Origin of the sequence: Phyllobacterium sp. 0TCS1.6A, assembly GCF_026420825.1 — a bacterium.
Classification (GTDB): Bacteria; Pseudomonadota; Alphaproteobacteria; order Rhizobiales; family Rhizobiaceae; genus Phyllobacterium.
The window spans coordinates 202,435-219,754 of sequence record NZ_JAPMAB010000008.1 but is presented as its reverse complement, the minus strand read 5'-3'; the positions used below and the strand labels follow the sequence as shown (position 1 = coordinate 219,754).

Annotated in this window: 20 protein-coding genes and 1 tRNA gene; 7 read left to right on the top strand and 14 right to left on the bottom strand. The window is 60.2% G+C overall.

Going from position 1 to position 17,320, the window contains the following annotated elements; all coding sequences use genetic code 11:
- Positions 1 to 101: 101 nt before the first annotated feature.
- The 6 genes from OSJ75_RS17610 to OSJ75_RS17585 form a co-directional block, all read right to left on the bottom strand.
- The gene (locus OSJ75_RS17610; protein WP_267228927.1) at positions 102 to 878 is read right to left on the bottom strand and encodes a hypothetical protein; all 777 of its coding nucleotides are present in this window, start codon (positions 876 to 878) and stop codon (positions 102 to 104) included.
- 360 nt (positions 879 to 1,238) lie between these two features.
- On the bottom strand, positions 1,239 to 2,072 hold the full coding sequence (locus tag OSJ75_RS17605; RefSeq protein WP_267228926.1) for a hypothetical protein: 834 nt from the start codon (positions 2,070 to 2,072) through the stop codon (positions 1,239 to 1,241).
- A gap of 45 nt (positions 2,073 to 2,117) precedes the next feature.
- Positions 2,118 to 2,774 carry an imm11 family protein gene (locus OSJ75_RS17600; RefSeq protein ID WP_267228925.1) on the bottom strand — a complete coding sequence of 219 codons (657 nt, stop codon included), beginning with the start codon at positions 2,772 to 2,774 and terminating at the stop codon, positions 2,118 to 2,120.
- A gap of 50 nt (positions 2,775 to 2,824) precedes the next feature.
- Positions 2,825 to 3,481, bottom strand: coding sequence for an imm11 family protein (locus OSJ75_RS17595; RefSeq protein WP_267228924.1), 657 nt, complete (start codon positions 3,479 to 3,481; stop codon positions 2,825 to 2,827).
- Positions 3,482 to 3,525: 44 nt separating this feature from the next.
- Positions 3,526 to 4,179, bottom strand: a complete 654-nt coding sequence (locus OSJ75_RS17590) for an imm11 family protein (protein ID WP_267228923.1) — start codon at positions 4,177 to 4,179, stop codon at positions 3,526 to 3,528.
- Position 4,180: 1 nt separating this feature from the next.
- Complete coding sequence (locus OSJ75_RS17585; RefSeq protein ID WP_267228922.1) at positions 4,181 to 4,417, bottom strand: hypothetical protein; 237 nt, start codon at positions 4,415 to 4,417, stop codon at positions 4,181 to 4,183.
- Positions 4,418 to 5,335: 918 nt separating this feature from the next.
- On the opposite strand from OSJ75_RS17585, the gene OSJ75_RS17580 reads away from it, so the two are divergent.
- Positions 5,336 to 5,731: a cupin domain-containing protein gene (locus tag OSJ75_RS17580; protein WP_250019124.1), complete on the top strand. Its 396-nt coding sequence runs from the start codon at positions 5,336 to 5,338 to the stop codon at positions 5,729 to 5,731.
- Here the strand turns inward: OSJ75_RS17580 and OSJ75_RS17575 are convergent.
- On the bottom strand, positions 5,722 to 5,916 hold the full coding sequence (locus OSJ75_RS17575) for a hypothetical protein (protein ID WP_267228921.1): 195 nt from the start codon (positions 5,914 to 5,916) through the stop codon (positions 5,722 to 5,724). The two genes, OSJ75_RS17580 and OSJ75_RS17575, sit on opposite strands and share 10 nt — an antisense overlap.
- Positions 5,917 to 6,188: 272 nt before the next feature.
- Positions 6,189 to 6,335 (bottom strand): hypothetical protein, encoded by a 147-nt coding sequence (locus OSJ75_RS17570; protein ID WP_267228920.1) that lies wholly within the window; start codon positions 6,333 to 6,335, stop codon positions 6,189 to 6,191.
- An 88-nt stretch (positions 6,336 to 6,423) separates the two neighbouring features.
- On the opposite strand from OSJ75_RS17570, the gene OSJ75_RS17565 reads away from it, so the two are divergent.
- Positions 6,424 to 6,831, top strand: a complete 408-nt coding sequence (locus OSJ75_RS17565; protein ID WP_267228919.1) for a lysozyme inhibitor LprI family protein — start codon at positions 6,424 to 6,426, stop codon at positions 6,829 to 6,831.
- Between the two features lie 32 nt (positions 6,832 to 6,863).
- Here OSJ75_RS17565 and OSJ75_RS17560 read toward each other — a convergent pair whose 3' ends face one another.
- The 3 genes from OSJ75_RS17560 to OSJ75_RS17550 form a co-directional block, all read right to left on the bottom strand.
- Positions 6,864 to 8,123, bottom strand: a complete 1,260-nt coding sequence (locus tag OSJ75_RS17560) for a type II toxin-antitoxin system HipA family toxin (RefSeq protein ID WP_267228918.1) — start codon at positions 8,121 to 8,123, stop codon at positions 6,864 to 6,866.
- Positions 8,123 to 8,344 carry a helix-turn-helix domain-containing protein gene (locus tag OSJ75_RS17555; protein ID WP_250019129.1) on the bottom strand — a complete coding sequence of 74 codons (222 nt, stop codon included), beginning with the start codon at positions 8,342 to 8,344 and terminating at the stop codon, positions 8,123 to 8,125. Before OSJ75_RS17555 ends, OSJ75_RS17560 begins: the two co-directional genes overlap by 1 nt.
- Before the next feature lie 268 nt (positions 8,345 to 8,612).
- Positions 8,613 to 8,686: transfer RNA gene (locus OSJ75_RS17550), tRNA-Gln, on the bottom strand.
- A gap of 186 nt (positions 8,687 to 8,872) precedes the next feature.
- Between OSJ75_RS17550 and OSJ75_RS17545 the strand changes: the two genes are divergently transcribed.
- From OSJ75_RS17545 to OSJ75_RS17525, 5 genes are all read left to right on the top strand, one after another.
- Positions 8,873 to 10,297 carry a phosphomannomutase gene (locus OSJ75_RS17545; protein WP_267228917.1) on the top strand — a complete coding sequence of 475 codons (1,425 nt, stop codon included), beginning with the start codon at positions 8,873 to 8,875 and terminating at the stop codon, positions 10,295 to 10,297.
- 218 nt (positions 10,298 to 10,515) lie between these two features.
- Positions 10,516 to 10,980: a MarR family winged helix-turn-helix transcriptional regulator gene (locus tag OSJ75_RS17540; protein WP_250019131.1), complete on the top strand. Its 465-nt coding sequence runs from the start codon at positions 10,516 to 10,518 to the stop codon at positions 10,978 to 10,980.
- Positions 10,973 to 12,175, top strand: a complete 1,203-nt coding sequence (locus OSJ75_RS17535) for an HlyD family secretion protein (RefSeq protein WP_416362581.1) — start codon at positions 10,973 to 10,975, stop codon at positions 12,173 to 12,175. The genes OSJ75_RS17540 and OSJ75_RS17535 overlap by 8 nt, the downstream gene beginning before the upstream one ends.
- 3 nt (positions 12,176 to 12,178) lie before the next feature.
- Positions 12,179 to 13,720, top strand: a complete 1,542-nt coding sequence (locus tag OSJ75_RS17530) for an MDR family MFS transporter (RefSeq protein ID WP_267228916.1) — start codon at positions 12,179 to 12,181, stop codon at positions 13,718 to 13,720.
- Positions 13,721 to 13,822: 102 nt separating this feature from the next.
- Positions 13,823 to 14,818: a LacI family DNA-binding transcriptional regulator gene (locus tag OSJ75_RS17525; protein WP_267228915.1), complete on the top strand. Its 996-nt coding sequence runs from the start codon at positions 13,823 to 13,825 to the stop codon at positions 14,816 to 14,818.
- Positions 14,819 to 14,839: 21 nt separating this feature from the next.
- On the opposite strand, the gene OSJ75_RS17520 is transcribed toward OSJ75_RS17525, so the two are convergent.
- Genes OSJ75_RS17520 through OSJ75_RS17510 form a run of 3 tightly spaced genes read right to left on the bottom strand, consistent with a single transcriptional unit; the run spans position 14,840 to position 17,311 of the window.
- A complete protein-coding gene (locus OSJ75_RS17520; RefSeq protein ID WP_267228914.1) occupies positions 14,840 to 15,295 on the bottom strand; it encodes an RbsD/FucU family protein in 456 nt (151 codons plus the stop codon).
- A 42-nt stretch (positions 15,296 to 15,337) separates the two neighbouring features.
- Positions 15,338 to 16,264, bottom strand: coding sequence for a ribokinase (gene rbsK / locus OSJ75_RS17515; protein WP_267228913.1), 927 nt, complete (start codon positions 16,262 to 16,264; stop codon positions 15,338 to 15,340).
- A gap of 51 nt (positions 16,265 to 16,315) precedes the next feature.
- A complete protein-coding gene (locus tag OSJ75_RS17510) occupies positions 16,316 to 17,311 on the bottom strand; it encodes an ABC transporter permease (protein ID WP_267228912.1) in 996 nt (331 codons plus the stop codon).
- Positions 17,312 to 17,320 lie beyond the last annotated feature (9 nt).

Sequence of the window (17,320 nt, the reverse complement as noted above, 5' to 3'; positions counted from 1 at the left end):
TTTGCTCGCAGGCAAGGGCTATTTCCGATCGCTTTCGTACCATCACCTTCCCTATCCGGCGGTCCTCGCCACGGGCTTGAACCACGACGCCCCAGCCCAGCCTATGGGCGCCATTCCTGGGTGTAGGGCATGAAGTCGAAGCGGCCTTCCTTCTCCAGCAGCACATGTTCGCAGTAGCGGTCGATGGCTTCGGCGGGGTCGGCAAGAATGCGCATGTTCTCCACATCGCCGTCGTGCACATGGTAGATCAAGCCATCCTGAATGTGGTTCTTGACGAAGAACGCATCGCCCTGTTTGCCGGCCGTGCCCGGCGCATAGAGAAACATCCTGAAATTGATCCAAGGCGTGAGCTTTCCGGGGTGGCGGATGCCCGGAATCCGCTCCTCCAGCCACGGCATATATTTCTTCTTGTAGCCGCGGAACCGTTCGAGATACCCATCCCAGGTGTCCCATGAAATTGTCGGATAGGGCAGCATGCGGCCGCCAATGCCAATGACACAGCTATCCGGAATGATCATGCCGTTAAAACGGTGATAGTAGGCTTCGCTTATCGGCGGCGGCACACTCAGTTGCCGACTCTCCCCGTGCATTCTGGCCGTTTCGGCATAACGCGGGTCGGATGGATTTCCACCCCAGCGTCCTCGTTTGATCACGACGACCTTGCCCTTGATCTCCAGGCCCATGGCCAGGAGGAAACCCATGGGCCTGACGCCGTCCTCGAGGGGCATGCTATCGCCAGTAGCACGCACGAAGAGTTCGCCACCGTTCATCAGTATGGCGCCGGTGCGTGGCTGATGCTTGCATGTCAGTTCAAACAGCCATTCCTTGCCAAGGTCGAGCGGCGAAAAATAGTCAGGCACACCGAGATAGATGCGCATGGCGTGCCGGACAGTGCGAGGGATATCCGAGGCCCTCGTCCATCTACCTAAGATGTTCGTATCTTCGGGATCATAGCTTAAAAACTCCGCCCTACTCACGGATGCACAATCTACGGATGCATATCTCATTCCAATCCTCTGTTCATTCTATCAATCACGCCCTCAAGATATTCTCTTATGTCATCTTGTTGCCTCCCTAACCATTCCCTGTAATTGGCATCAAGCGGTTCACCCTTGTAGTTCAGCCATTCATTATCGGTTCTCTGGACCCGGCAGCCTTTGGAACAGTTCAAGGTGCCTTCCATAGGCTGGAAATTGCGCGGATCGTTCAGAATTCGATCGCTGCGACGATGGCGGATATCACACGTTCCTCAATACCGGCTCGTCCGTAATTAGGAATAGATTATCCCTGAACAGCGATTTCAACTTGGCACGGCGCATCGAAAATAAGCACAGATCATTGGCAACATCGGAAATGTCATCGGTCAGTTGAACCAGATAGGCATCGCCAATCTTATGGATCGGAAAGCCTGCACCAGCGATCGCAAGTTCATCCACTTCCATGGCAAACCTCGGGCCAAACCAGGAAGCCCATCCGAGATTGGTCAGCCCGGACACAAGACTGTTCAACTCCCCAGCTCTGAATTCGCTGTAGAGTTCGCCGCCCAAATAGCGGGACCATGCCTTTTGCTGAACGCCCTCCTCATATGTATAATCCGTCACGTCCTTGCTGCTGACTTCAGGGCCATCAGTTAGGCTTAAGGGGTGGAGCAGCGCTGCAAAGGGCGACGTCAGTTCACACCACGACCCGAATAGCCCAATCCAATCGATATTCTTGTCAAACTGTGACTGGAACCAAATACGAGCAGGCAACATTTCGCCGTATATATTCGTAGTGCTGAAACTGACGGAACCTTGGGACCTTGGCACCATGCGCCGCTTCCAGTGGAAGTCTTGGTGGAATTCGCTTAGCGAGCCGTTGACCCGCAAGGTCGCCCGATTAGCCCAATGATCTCTGCAGTCTTCAATGCCTGCAATGTCCAAACCGTGTCTAGCAGATACTTCTCCGAACGTCGCGATCCTTTGCGGCCTCAACTTCGGCTCAGCAAATACCTGGGACAGTAAATCCTGCCCCACCGGCCAGGGCGTCAAGTCGGCATTTGTCTGAAGTTCGAAGACCAGCTCATGGTTCATGGTTTTTCCAAGGAATCATACGAAGAACACGAATGTTCCGTTCGGTTAAAGATCGGCCGCATCGCGAAACAGGATGCCAGTCAGCTTGGCTGACCTGCAGGCATCGCGAAGGACATCGTCGCAGATGAGACCGCCAAGATGTATCTGCTTGAATACATGTGCATCGTCCGTTCGCTCTTCGTCAAAAACGATCGATGCGCCACCCATTGGATTATAAGCTTTCCATTCACCTTCGTACTCGACTTTAACCTTCGATTTTTCTTCATCGATGGCGTCCAGTTCCCGAATGACATCACAGAGATAGCGCTGATCGCCTTTGCTGCCATCTGGCAGCGTAAAATCGCAGGGCACAAAGGCAACCCCCCCCGGATCGACGGACTCGAACACCTCCTTGGTACGCTGCGAAGCCATCCAGTAGCGGCCCAGGCTTTCGAGGTCACGGACGGCCCTAAATCCCTTCCCTTGTCTTGCATGCGGTGTTTCAGGCAGTGGATCGACAAAGCCCCGCCGACCACGAGGCGGATAAAAGCCCATCATGCCGGGTGTCCTCAACGCAGATTCATTGACGATATCAATGCCATGACCTTTGCCACCACCACGATAGTCCGGACTGATAACGAAGAATTTGCGACGCTTTACCTGGACAGCTTTCTTCGTCGTGGATTGTGGATTTTTGGAAATGTGGTCTGCACCGTCGATCATGGTCGTTTCAGTCTCCGGGTTGTTACGAAGAACACGAATGTTCCGTTCGGTCAAAGATCGGCAGTATCGCGGAACAGGATGCCAGTCAGCTTGGCTGACTTGCAGGCATCGCGAAGGACATCGTCGCAGATGAGACCGCTATAGTGGACATCAGAGAAGACATGAGAATACCCGACTTCCGCGTCTCTAATTGAGAAACAGCCCCCCCCCATAACATGATAGATTTTTCGCCCCGATGGTTCGATGTTTACTTTAACCTTCGATTTTTCCTCATCGATGGCGTCCAGTTCGCGAATGACATCACAGAGATAGCGCGGGTCGCCTTTGCTGCCATCTGGAAGTGTAAAATCGCAGGGAACAAAGGCAAAACCCTCCGGATCGACGGACTCGAACACCTCCTTGGTACGCTGGGAGATAAACCAGTAGAACCCATTGGCTTCGAGATCACGAGTGGGCCGATACCCTTTTTCTTCGATAAAGTGCGGTGTTTCAGCCAGGGGCAAGGCAAAACCACGGCGGCCGCGTGGGGGGCAGAACATGGTCATGCCAGTGGTGATCAGCGCTTTTCCGTTTATCAGTTTTATCCCGGGTCCCTTCCCTCCACCTCGATAATCATGACCTATCGTGAAGAATTTTCGCGCCTTCAGTCGTTCCTGTTTTGCGGATGACAACGATGTTGGTCTGGCCGTACGGAATGTTGAGGGCATTTCAGTCTCCGGGTTGTTACGAAGAACACGAATGTTCTGTTCGGTTATAGATCGGCGGCATCGCGAAACAGGATGCCAGTCAGCTCGGCTGACCTGCAGGCATCGCGAAGGACATCGTCGCAGATGAGACCGCCAAGATGTATCTGCTTGAATACATGTGCATCGCCCGTTCGCTCTTCGTCAAAAACGATCGATGCGCCACCCATTGGATTATAAGCTTTCCATTCACCTTCGTACTCGACTTTAACCTTCGATTTTTCTTCATCGATGGCGTCCAGCTCGCGAATGACATCACAGAGATAGCGCGGATCGCCTTTGCTGCCATCTGGCAGTGTAAAATCGCAGGGCACAAAGGCAAAACCCTCCGGATCGACGGACTCGAACACCTCCTTGGTACGCTGGGAGATAAACCAGTAGAACCCATTGGCTTCGAGATCACGAGTGGGCCGATACCCTTTTTCTTCGATAAAGTGCGGTGTTTCAGCCAGGGGCAAGGCAAAACCACGGCGGCCGCGTGGGGGGCAGAACATGGTCATGCCAGTGGTGATCAGCGCTTTTCCGTTTATCAGTTTTATCCCGGGCCCCTTCCCTCCACCTCGATAATCATGACCTATCGTGAAGAATTTTCGCGCCTTCAGTCGTTCCTGTTTTGCGGATGACAACGATGTTGGTCTGGCCGTATGGGATGGTGGGGGCATTTCAGTCTCCGCGACAACAATCGCCGAATCGCTGCGATCGGATGGTCGGCGTTTCATTTGGTGTTGCAGCGGCTTGCGCCCAGGCCGCGGTCTGGATCAGGCCGGCAAAAAACAGCGCCAGCATCAGACCCAAAGGCAAATGCCTTCCAGTCAAAATCATCCCGATGAAATCCCATAAAATACAAACAATAAAAACGCCGCCACTATTGACCAGAGCGGGCCAACCTACAAGCCCCAATCGCTAGTCAACAAAAATCAAACCCGCGGTCTGTTTTGTCATGAAGATTTTCCGGGGCCCTGAACGGGGCACAATTGGCCCACGTGGTGGGATAGATTTTCGGCCTAAAAAAATATTTTGCCCTGCAAGCCACTGATTTCGCTCATTCTTCCTTCCGGCACGCAAAAAAACTTATCCCCCCTGTTTGAAGCCGGGGTATTCTGTGCAGGTCCTTTCCAGTGGGGGAGCAGCTTCCGGTGCTGTTTCGATTGCTGGGGAAGGGTGGCGTTGCCGGATAGTCGGAAGTGACAACCCCGATCGGCCGGCAAACTGCAGAAGGAAACGGAGGTGGCGCTTCGTTTTCCGGGTTGTTGCGTCTGACAAGCGCAGCAACAGCAGGCAAAGACGTCGCGGGCGGTCTTCGGACCTCGACCCTGATACCACTGACGCGCTGAAGACCGCCCGTCTCCCCCCATTTCAATGACCAGACGCGATTTTCGCGGGCGTGGTGCGGATTTTCCGTATCCAGCATCTGGAAAAGGGATTGCAGCCAACCTCCCTCATGCTGAGCCTGTCGAAGCACGCACTATGCTGATGCAACACAAAGGGATTGCACAAACGTTGTTGCGCCCTTCGACAAGCTCAGGATGAGGGAGAGTAGAGTTTTGCAGGGTTCTAGTTCTGCAAGGTTTCAAACCCAAGCTCCCAACCTCACCGCCATCAAATCAATCCCCCTCATGCTGAGCCAACCTCCCTCATGCTGAGCTTGTCGAAGCACGCTCTATTTTGATGCAAGCAAAGAGAGGCACTGCACGAAAATTGCCGCGCCCTTCGTGGCGTCGCGGATCACCATGCAGCGCCGAATGTGGTAAAGCTGGGGTGCAGGCATCCGGGATGGCACCTCGCCCGGAGCGGGCGGCAGGCAGGAAAGGAACAGGAATGGAAATCACCAGAATTGGCTCGCAGGCGTCGAGCAAGGGTCCGGCGGAATGGTTCACCGGCACGGTGCGGATCGACCCGCTGTTCACGCCTAACGCGGCGCGGCGCGCCGCCGCGAGCAGTGTCACCTTCGAGCCCGGCGCCCGCACCGCATGGCACACGCATCCGCTCGGCCAGACGCTGCTCGTCATCTCCGGGCTCGGCCTCGTGCAGCGCGAAGGCGGGCCGATCGAAGAAATCCGCCCCGGCGATGTCGTCTGGTTCGAGCCCGGCGAGAAGCACTGGCACGGCGCTTCGCCGCAGACAGCGATGACCCATATCGCCATACAGGAAAATCTCGACGGCAAGGTCGTCGACTGGATGGAGCACGTGACCGACCAGCAATATCAGCGCTGAACACTGCCCTCATCCCGAGCCCGCCGAAGGGCGCATGCTGCCTTGTCCAGCCGCTCGAGCATATCGTCAAAGCGGGCATTGCCTTCCGTGGGGGATTCGAGCGTGCGAAGGGCCTTGCCCAGATAGCCCCTGTTGCGGCTATTCTTGAGGGTCCTCGCCACCTTCCTGCGCTCGTCATCAGTCATGGATCACCGGTTCCAGCTATCTCAACCGGCGAAACCCGCTTCGGTTCCACTGCTGATCATGCCCTGCCGGGATTTGCAGAATTGTCGGACTATTGGCATCGCTGGAAGTTCGGCGGCGCAAGGCGTATCGCAGGCTGCTCGGATGGATGCCGAAGATGCAAAGGATGCGGCGCCCTATCGGGGCGCCGGGCGGATCTCGAACTCGACTTCAACCAGCGAAGCGGGCAGGACTGCGCTTTCGAAGCGCGGAACAGCCAGATGCTGCGGAAAGCCTAGTCGCGTCTCAACTGCTTCGTCGGCTTTGGCGCCCGCTCCATGCGGCGGTCATCCTGTTCGAACTTTTCCGTCAGCCAGAGCAGAAGCCCCATCAGGAAAGCCGAGCCAAGCAGAACGAGTAATATCCAACTTTGCTGTACCATGTCGCTCAGGATAGACCGATCGACACGTGTTGATCAATGGCAAAAGGCAGCCTAGGCTGCGACAGCGCCCCCGGAGGAGACCCTGACCATGAGATCGACAGCCGCTATCGCCCTGATTTTCCTGGCCTCTTCCGCCCCTGTCCTGGCCCGGGAAAATTGCGGAGATTTGACCAACCAGACCGACATGAACATCTGTGCCGGCAAGGCCTACCAGACGTCGGATGCCGAATTGAACCGGCTCTACAAACGAATCGAACAGCGACTCAAGGGCGATGCCGATACGACCAGGCTCCTGGTTTCGGCGCAGAAGGCCTGGATCGCGTTTCGCGACGCGGAGTGCGAATTTTCGAGCTCTGCGGTTGCCGGCGGCAGCGCCCAGCCATTCATAAGAAGCTCGTGCCTCGACGGGATGACGCAGACGCGCATCGACAATCTGAAGACCTACCTGAACTGCCAGGAAGGCGACATGTCATGCCCGGTGCCGACCGGCAATTGATGGCCGCGGCATCGCCGTGGTGAGCGGGGGCATCACCCCGTCTTGTCGAGCGCCCGCAGGACCAGGGCGGCACGGGTTCCGATCATCTTCCGGACAGTCTTGAGAACGGGGGGCAACGGCCTCCCCTCGCCGAGCTCGCTCAGGAGCGTGTCCGCCTCTGCCTCTATGGTGTTGGCCATCTTCGCGAGATCGGTGGCAAGCAATCGCCGCGCCGCCTGGGTCGATGCAACGAGTGAGTGCCATTGCTCCAGGTGGATCGTATCGGCGAGCGATCGTCCGCCGATCTTCATCGCCATATTTTTCGAAAGCCGTGGATATGCGGCCGTGCAGAGGACGTCGTAGATGGGAGCGAGCTCAGGTGCGTCCCGACGATAGAGCAGTGCATAGTTCTTCGCATGAGCATCCGCATTGCCGACCAGATAGTGGAAAATCAACCGCCGCTGGAATTCCAGCCGATCCGCCGCGGGTCGCTCCGTGACGCGCTGGATCAACTGCTGCGATCGAACGACCCCGGGACCTCCCTCCTCCTCATATTTGAGCTCCGGCGGCACGCCAAGCGCCTGGCAGAAATCCTCCTGGTGCAGCTTGCGGATTGTGCCGTCTGATTCTTGAATGCGATCGTAGCGTTCGACCAGTATGAAATCGGTCTTGCCGGCCGAAGCCCTGGACACGGCCGGCGCATCCAGCCCAAGCCTGGCCGCAAGCAGCATGCAGAAGACTTCGTTGTCGACGGTTCCATCAAGGCCCTCGACGAAGGGTTTCAGGATGTGCGTCGTAGGGCGACCATCCTCCGGCAAGGCGATCTCGCCATCAATCAGGCAAACGGCCAGCTTGTCCTGTGCTCCGGCGAGAGAGAGGCGCACGCCCTGTTCGCCGCCGAGCAGGGGGCGTTCGCGAAGCAGGGCGAGAATTTCGATGAGACGCTTCTCACCGAGCGGCTGGATGTTTCTGGCCGAGAAATCGGGCAATGGCTTGCCACGCGGCAGAAGTGACAATGCGCCCGCGCACTCGCCGCCGATTATTTCCAGGAGGCCGAACGCATTCTCGTGAGATACGCCCAAGGCGGATGCCAATCGCCGACGTGCTCTTTCGTCCGGTAGCAGGCCGGAAAAGTAGGGACGGGTTATGGCGTCGGCATAGGTCTCTTCGCGCGGCGGCATGGAAATCGAAATCGGCGCGGCCTTCGTGTCGAGATAGTCGCGGTCGTAGGTGAAACCGAGTTGGGCATCATCGGCCTGTTCAAGCACACCCGCCTTTGTGTCGGAGAGATAGACATCGAGCGTGCGGGGCATCAGCTGATGCCTCGCCCGGTCACCGACACCGACAGACCCAGCGTCTGCAACACCATGAAGGCCAGGCCGATACGGCAACTGTCTTTGCCGCTCTCGAGTTCACGCACGAACCGCACACCGACACCTGCCAGCGCCGCAAGCTGCTCCTGGGTCAGCTTCTGACGTTTGCGTTCTGCCCGGATCAATTGCCCCAAGACGACACTGCTATCTACATCGTCCATTTTCGTCCCTTTCGGGATGATTTAAGCATATTTCAGTTGCAATTGCATCAAAAAGAACTGATCGGGACGATTTTGCGTAGAGATGAACTGATTATGGCATTATCAACCCGATCGGGATTGTTCGGAACGATGCCAGGCCGGTATCGGCAGCGGAAGATTTCCAATACCCGCCCCGTTCCAGCAGAATAATGTCCGTGACAAGCAGGGAATCATTCCGGCTCGCCGCTTGCCAACAGGCTGACTATCTAAATCTTACGAGAAAACCGACTGGCTGGGGAACCTGGATTCGAACCAGGACTAACGGAGTCAGAGTCCGTGGGTCTACCGTTAACCTATTCCCCAACAGTCCATGGCGGTGTGTCCACCGCGTCGGTGCGGTCGTCATATAGTGGAATTCTGCGGATATGCAAACCCTTTCATTGCAACTTTTGCTATTTGTTTTTCTTCGACCGATAATATGATATCCGAGACTATCAGTTCTTCGCGCTTCCGCCGGCCGGCGTCGGTGCGGCCCAATCGGATCATGGAATGACAAGCTTGAAATTTGGCACCAGCGGGCTTCGCGGATTGGTCACCGAACTGCCCGACAGCGTCTGTGCGGCCTATACCCGCGCCTTCCTCACGCATCTGATCGGCGCGCATGGCGTCAAGGCCGGCATGCGGCTGCTGATCGGCTACGATCTACGCGACAGCAGCCCGCGCATGGCAGCCGCCTGCATGTCGGCGGCGGCAGCCCTCGGCATGGACATCGAGAATTGCGGCCCCCTGCCCACGCCGGCACTTGCCGCCCGCGCCCTCGGCCTCCGCGCGCCGGCGATCATGGTGACCGGCAGCCATATCCCGGCCGACCGCAACGGCCTCAAATTCTATCGCCCGGACGGCGAAATCGACAAGGCCGACGAGGCCGGGATCATCGCTGCGCTGCCGCAGGACGGCGCCGCGGACGAGCCTCCCGTGGCAGCATCGGCGGATTGGCCGGTCGATCGCTCGGCGCTCGATGCCTACCGCGCCCGCTGCGCATCCATTCTCGCCGCCGGCAGCCTCGATGGCAGGCGCATCGGCGTCTACCAGCACAGCGCCGTCGGGCGCGATCTCCTCGCCGACGTGCTCGGTGCGCTCGGCGCGGATGTGGTGACGCTCGGGCGGTCCGACAGCTTCATACCCATCGATACCGAGGCGCTGCGCGCCGAGGACATCGAATTCGCCTTGCGCGCCTGCCGCGAGGAAAAACTCGATGCGCTGGTTTCGACCGATGGCGATGCCGACCGTCCGCTCGTCGCCGACGAGACGGGTACTTTCCTGCGCGGCGATACGCTCGGCCTGTTGACGGCGCACCATGTCGGCGCCGATGCCGTGGTCACCCCGGTGACTTCCAATACCGCCATCGAGCAGAGCCATCTGTTCCAGAAAGTCTACCGGACCAAGGTCGGTTCGCCCTTCGTCATCGAAGGCATGCAGCTTGCGGCGGCCAATGGCTGCAAGCGGATCGTCGGCTTCGAGGCGAATGGCGGCGTGCTGCTCGGCTCCGCCATCGCCTCCGATACCGGGACGATCGCTGCGCTGCCGACGCGCGATGCCATGCTGCCGATCCTGGCGGTGCTCGGCATGGCGGCAGGGCAAGGCCAGCCGGTATCGGCGCTCGCCGCTTCGCTGCCGGCGCGTTTCACCCGCAGCGGCCGGATCGAGCATGTCGATGCGGCGCGCAGCACGCCCTTCCTCGACAGCCTGACCGGGGAGGCCGTGCGGAATGCCTTCTTTGCCGATCTCGGGCCGGTGGAGGATCATGACTGCATCGATGGCGTGCGCGTGGTGCTGGAGAGCGGCGAAGTCGTGCATTACCGCGCATCGGGCAATGCGCCCGAACTGCGCTGCTACGCCGAGGCGGCAAGCGGGGCGCGCGCCGACGAATTGTTGAACTGGGGCCTCGCCCGGGCCGCCGGCGCCATCGCCTGACCCTGCTTTCACCCCCGACCCTGGCCTGCCTTCACCCTGACCCGGCCCTGCCTTCGCCCTGATCGGCGACGAAATCTCGGCTCGGCCGCCGATTTCAAGCTTATCATCGTTCACGCTGCCGTGACGCAGCCTGCCGTTCCATGCGCTTGCAAGCCTATGGATAAGTGCTATATGTATGGCTGTCATAAGCATACTTACGAGTTTTCTCACCCTTCATCATGGATAACGCCCCTACCCTTGGCTTCCTGCTTCACGAGGTGGCGCGCCTGCTGCGAAAGCGATTCGAGCAGCGGGCGAAGCATCTCGGCCTGACGCGTTCGCAATGGCAGACGCTGGCCTATCTCGCCAAGAATGAGGGCATCCACCAGGCCGGCCTGGCGGAGATACTGGAGATCGAGCCGATCACCCTCGTGCGCATCCTGGACAAGCTCGAACAGCGCGGCTTCATCGAAAGACGCAAGCACCCGACGGATCGGCGGCTCTGGCTGCTCTATCTGAAGGACGAGACGCGGCCGCTTCTCGCTTCGATCCGCGCCATCGGCGATACGACGCGCGCCGAGGCGCTGGCCGACATCTCCGCCGAAGATCGCGAACATCTCATTCGCACCCTGACACAAATGAAAAGCAACCTGATCGACGCCTGCCAGACGCCGGTCGAGGACAGAGAGACAGATCATGGCTGATGGTTCGAACCCCCTTCGTGCTGCCGAAAACGACAGGTCCGTCGTCCTGGAAAAACAGGACCCCAATCCCGAAGCTGCAGCGCCGCAGATGGAACGCGGTTCCACTGCCGGCGTGGCGCCGGACATTCCCGCGCCCAGGCGCCAGAAAACCAGCCGGACGCGGCAATTGCTGTTCGCGCTGCTGCCGGTCGCGGTGCTGGCGGGAGGCTATTTCTATGTGACCGGCGGCCAGGTCATGACCACCGACAATGCCTATGTGCAGGCGGACATGGTTGGCATCTCCACCGATGTCTCCGGCATCGTGCAGTCGGTCGAGGTGCGGGACAACCAGCAGGTTCGCCGCGGCGACGTGCTTTTCCGCCTCGATGCCGCGCCCTTTGCCATCGCGCTCGAAGGCGCGGAAGCACAATTGGGCGTGGTGCGAAACCAGATCCTCAACCTCGAAGCGAGCTACCGGCAGGCGCAGGCCGAAATCACCCAGGCGCAGGCGGATATTCCCTTCTTCGAGAAGACGCTGCAACGCCAGCACGATCTCACCGCCAGCGCCGCTGCGTCGAAGGCGGTCTACGACCAGGCCAAGCATGATCTCGACGCCGCGCAGCAGAAGGTGGATGTGGCGATGGCCGAGGCCGCGGCCATTCTCGCGCAGCTCGGCAACCGGGCCGATGGCCCGGTCGAGCAGAACCCGTCCTTTCTCGCGGCCAAGGCCGCAGTCGACAATGCCAGGCGGAATCTCGACCATACGGTCGTCCGCGCGCCGTTCGACGGTATCGTGACCAATGTGAGCGCGCTGCAGGTCGGGTCCTATCTGCAGGCGGCGCAATCCGGCTTCAGCCTCGTTTCGACCACCCATATGTGGATCGCGGCCAGCCCCAAGGAAACCGAGCTGACCCATGTGCGCGAAGGGCAGAAGGTCACCATCACGGTCGATACCTATCCCGGCGAAAGCTGGAGCGGCACGGTGGCCAGCATCAGCCCCGCCTCCGGCTCGAGCTTTTCGCTGCTGCCGGCGCAGAACACCACCGGCAACTGGGTGAAGGTAGTCCAGCGCATCCCCATGCTCGTCAGCATCGAGAACATGGAAGGCAAGCCGCCGCTGCGCATGGGCATGAGCGTCGAGATCGGCGTCGACACCGCCCATGCCCGCGGCCTGCCGAGCTTCCTGCAGGACCTTTTCGGCTCGCGTCACGGCTAGGCCATGTCCGAGCAAGCAGCCAGCACCCCGGTCGCCAATCGCGGCATGATCACCGCCTGCGTCATCCTGGCGGTGATCATGCAGGCGCTGGACACCACGATCGCCAATGTGGCGCTGCCCTATATCCAGGGCAGCGTTTCCGCCAGCGCGGACCAGATCAACTGGGTGCTGACCTCCTATATCGTCGCGGCGGCGATCATGACGCCGCCTTCCGGCTTCCTCGCCGCACGCTTCGGCCGCAAGAACGTGCTGCTGACCGCCATCGTCGGCTTCGTCGTCGCCTCGGTGCTGTGCGGCCTGGCGCAATCGCTGCCGCAGATCGTCATCTTCCGCCTGCTGCAGGGCCTGTTCGGCGCCGCGCTGGTGCCTCTGTCCCAGGGCATATTGCTGGACATCTATTCGGTCGAGGAGCGCGGCAAGGCGATGGCGCTTTTCGGCGTCTCGGTCATGGTCGGACCGGTGCTCGGCCCGGTCATCGGCGGCTGGCTCACCGACAATATCAGCTGGCGCTGGGTCTTCTACATCAATGTCCCGATCGGCATGCTGGCATTCTTCGGCATCGTCGCCTTCGTTTCGGAAACGGCGCGGGAATGGAGCGCCAAGCTCGACTGGTTCGGCTTCGGCATGCTCAGCGTCGCCATAGGCGCATTGCAGCTGTTCCTCGACCGGGGCGAGCAGCTGGACTGGTTCTCATCGGGCGAGATCCAGCTCGAAGCGCTGGTCTGCGCCGGCGCGTTCTATCTCTTCCTCGTGCATACGTTCACGGCGCAAAATTCCTTCGTCAATCCGCGCCTGTTCCTCGACCGCAATTTCTCGGTCAGCATGTTCTTCATCTTCGTCATCGGCGTCACCTATCTCGCCTCGCTGGCATTGATGACGCCCTATCTGCAGACGCTGATGGGCTATCCGGTCATCACGGCCGGCATCGTCATGGGTCCGCGCGGCATCGGCACGATGGCCTGCATGTTCATCGTCGGACGGCTGATCGGCAAGGTCGATACGCGCATCCTGCTCGTGCTCGGCTTCAGCCTCACCGCCTGGGCCATGTACGACATGACGGGCTGGACGCCGGACGTTTCGCAATGGACCATCGTCTATGTGGGCTTCGTCCAGGGCGCCGGGCTCGGCTTCCTGTTCGTGCCGCTGACGACGATCGCCTTCGCCACCCTGCCCGCTCCGCTGCGCGGCCAGGGCACGGGCCTCTACAATCTCTCGCGCAATATCGGCTCAAGCGTCGGCATCGCCGTCGTCACCGCCCTGATCACCGAAAACGTGCAGACCAACCACGAGTCGATCGCCTCCTATGTGACGCCGTTCAACCATGGCTTCAACGCGCCGGCGATCCTGCAGCATCTCAACCCGCTGACGGCCGGCGGACGGGCCGCGCTCGACAACATCATCACCAGCCAGGCGACGATCATCGCCTATATGGACGATTTCAAGCTGCTGATGTTCATGTCCATCGTGTCGATACCGCTGGTCCTGCTGCTGCGCACGCCGCGCACGGCGCCAGTTGCTTCCGACCATGCGGCCGTGATGGAGTAAATCCTGTTTCTTTCTTTCCTCATGCGGTTGGAGTAACGTCGCAACTCCGGTAAAAACGCCAGATATTCAGTGCGTTACACGAGAAGCAGGCAGGCATAGAGCATGGTCAATATCAAGGACGTCGCGGCACGGGCCAATGTATCGGTCGGCACCGTCTCGCGCGTGCTTGCCAAGAACAAGACCGTCGGAAAGGAACTGCGCGAGACCGTCGAGGCGACGATCCGCGAATTGAACTTCCAGCCGAGTGGCGTCGCCAGGGGATTGCGCCGCAACCGGACCGACATGATCGGCCTCGTCATACCCGACATCACCAATCCGTTCTTCGCCGAACTCGCCAAGCATGTGGAAGCCTCCGCATCAGGCGCCGGCTATTCGGTGCTGCTGTGCATCACCAATGACGACCCGGCCATCGAGGCGGCGCAGATCACCAGCCTGCTCAAGAGCTATCCCACCGGCATGATCGTCGTCCCCACCCAGTCCGGCGGGCCGACGGGCTGGAAAGAGCGCGAATTGCTGACCATCGCCGTCGACAGGCCGTTCGGCGGCCATCCGCTGATCTCCGTCGATCATCGCGCCGGGGCGGGATTGGCGGCGCGCCATCTCATCGACCTCGGCCACAGGCGCATCGCCTATATTGCCGGTCCGGACGATGCGCCGGTGTCGCGCCAACGCCGGGAAGGCTTCGTGCAGGCGCTGGCGGAAGCAGATATCGAGGCCGTATGCGTCAGCGGGCAGTTCGACTACCAGTCCGGCGAGGCCCTCGGCCGGTTCCTGCTGCAACGGGCGCCTGGCGTGCGGCCGACCGCCGTGGCCACCGCCAGCGACCAGCAGGCGATCGGCCTCATTCGTGCCGCGACGGACCTCGGACTAAGCGTGCCGGGCGATGTTTCGATCATCGGTTTCGACGATATTCCGCTTGCAAACCTGGTCACCCCGCGGCTGACGACCATCCGCCAGCCCGTCGCCAGCATCGCGGCAAGCGCCGTCGCCATCATGGTCGGCGATGCGCCGATGCCGGAAGGCGATGCCCTGATGGAAGCGACGCTGGTGGTGCGCAGCTCGACGGCGGCACCGGGACCGGAACAGAGTTCCGAATAGTGGAACTCCGTTCCGTATAAGTCAGGCAGCGTCTGGCGGGATGACGCCCTTGGTGAAAATGAAGCAGCCATAGAAGCGGCGCTCGCCGGTCGCGATCACGCAATAGGCGTTCTTCGCATGTTCGTAGAAGGCCATGCGGTCGATGGAAACCATTGGCCAGTGCTTGCCTTCGGCAGCGTCGATCTCGGCCTGCATTTCGATCTGCACGTCCGGAATTTCGTCGGGACTGCCGACGATTTCCATCCGCGCGGCGGCATCGTCGACGAAGCTGTCGAGCGGCATCAGCGACAGGATGGCCTTTGCCGCGCGGGGAGCAGTCACGGCATCGATGCGCAGGAGCCGGCCGAGACGTGTCTGGCGGGCGATGGAATCGGCAGGAAAGTTGGTGTCGCAGATGACCAGCCGGTCGCCGTGTCCCATGGCCCTCAACGCATAGAGTATATCGGCGTTCAGCAATGGATCGAGGTTCTTCAGCACGGATAATTCCTCCTGTTATCGTTCGATTTCACTTGTCCGGTTCTACTCACCGCGGGCCAGAAACGCTTCGAATTCCTCCGCCGTGGCGTAGGATTTCTGCGTGCCGGGGCGGGTGATGGAATCCCCCGCATAGAGCGCGGCCTTCTTCAACGAAGGCTCCAGTTCTGCGGTTTCGACGTAATAGCGGGCGAAGCTGCCGATGAAGGCATCGCCCGCGCCGGTCGTATCCTTCGGCTTGACCTTGAGCGGCTCGATGATCGTCGAGCCCTCCGCCGTCACCAGCCGCGCGCCGCGCGAGCCGAGCGTGACGATGACCGTCCTGATGCCGCGCGCCATCAGCGCGCGCGCCGCGGTCTCGATCTCCTCGTCCGTGCCGGTGGGCAGGCCCGTCATCAGCTTCAGCTCGGTCTCGTTCGGCACGACGAATGTCGCCTTGCCGACCTTCGCCGTGTCGAGATCGGGCGCGGCCGGCGCCGGGTTCAGCACGGTCTCGATGCCATGGCGGCTGGCGAATTCTATCGTGTGGTAGACCGTTTCCAGCGGCACTTCCAGTTGCAGCAGGATCAGGCTGCATTGCTTCAGGTCTTCGGCCGCCGCGTCGATGTCCTGCGGCAACAGCGAATTATTGGCGCCCTTGATGATCAGAATGGAGTTTTCGCCGCTCTCGTCGACGAAAATCGGCGCCACGCCGCTCGACTGGCCTTCGACGATGGCGACATGCCTGGTGTCTATGCCATTGTCCTGCAGGTTGCGGATGGTGCTCTCGCCGAAGACGTCGTCGCCGACCTTGGTGACCATCATCACCTCGGCGCCAAGCCTCGCGGCCGCAACCGCCTGATTGGCGCCCTTGCCGCCAAATCCCATGAAGAAGGACGGCGCCTCCAGCGTTTCGCCGGGCGCAGGCATGCGGATGATCGAGGTTACCAGATCGGTCATGTTGCTGCCGACGACTGCTATGCGACGTACCATGTGTTGGACTTCCTCAAAAAGCTGATGGTGGAAAAATCTGGACTGGAGCCATTAGCGCCCGCTGTTGCGGAACGCGTTGAGCGCGATGACCAGAAGCAGGAAGCCTCCCCAGATGAAATCGATCAGATGGTTGGAGAAGCGCAGGATCTGGAACCCGGACGACAGCAGCATCAGCGCGATGAGTGCGATGGAGACGCCGAGCACCCGGCCCTTGCCGCCCGCGGGATTGGTGCCGCCAAGCACGGCGATCAACACCGCCTGCAACAGATAGGACGCGCCATAATCGGACTTCGCCGCGTTGGTGCGGCCCGACAGGATCACACCCGCAAGGGCGGCGAGGACGCCGGTGAGCATGTATGAATAGATGATCATCCTGTCCTTGCGCAGCGCGGCAAAGACCGCGGCGCGCGGATTGGTGCCGATCAGCATCAGGTTGACGCCGAAGGTCGTGCGCGTCAGCAGGACCGCCACCGCGCCGGCGACGATGACGAAGAGGATGAACGGCGTGGCGATGCCGAAGATCTTGCCATTGCCGATGAAGCTCCAGCCATCCGGAAAACCGACGATGGCCGGGCCGCCCGTCAGGACGACGGCAAGGCCGGTGAATATCTGGCCGGTGCCGAGCGTCGCGAGGATCGGCGTGATGCGCAGTTTGGCGATCAGCACCCCGTTCAGGAGACCCGCCGCGAGACCGATGGCGAGCGCGAACAGGATGCCGATGCCCGTATAAAGCAGCGTCATCCCCGTCGTAAGGTCCGCTCCGGTGATGACGGAATGGAAGAACACGCCCGCGAGAATGCCGGCGAGATTGGCGATGCCGACAACCGAAAGGTCGATGCCGCCCGTCAGCATCGCGATCATCATGGCGATGGCCAGGATGCCGAGCTCGGGCATGATGTAGGTGATGGACTCGAAATTATAGTAGCGCAGGAACTTGTCCGGGTTGAGCCACGACATCAGGGCGAAGACGAGAATGGTGATGACGATGAGCTGCAGGATGTTCTGGTCCTGGCCGAGAATGCGTTTTACCAGCGTGTTGTTCGACATGGCCTGGTT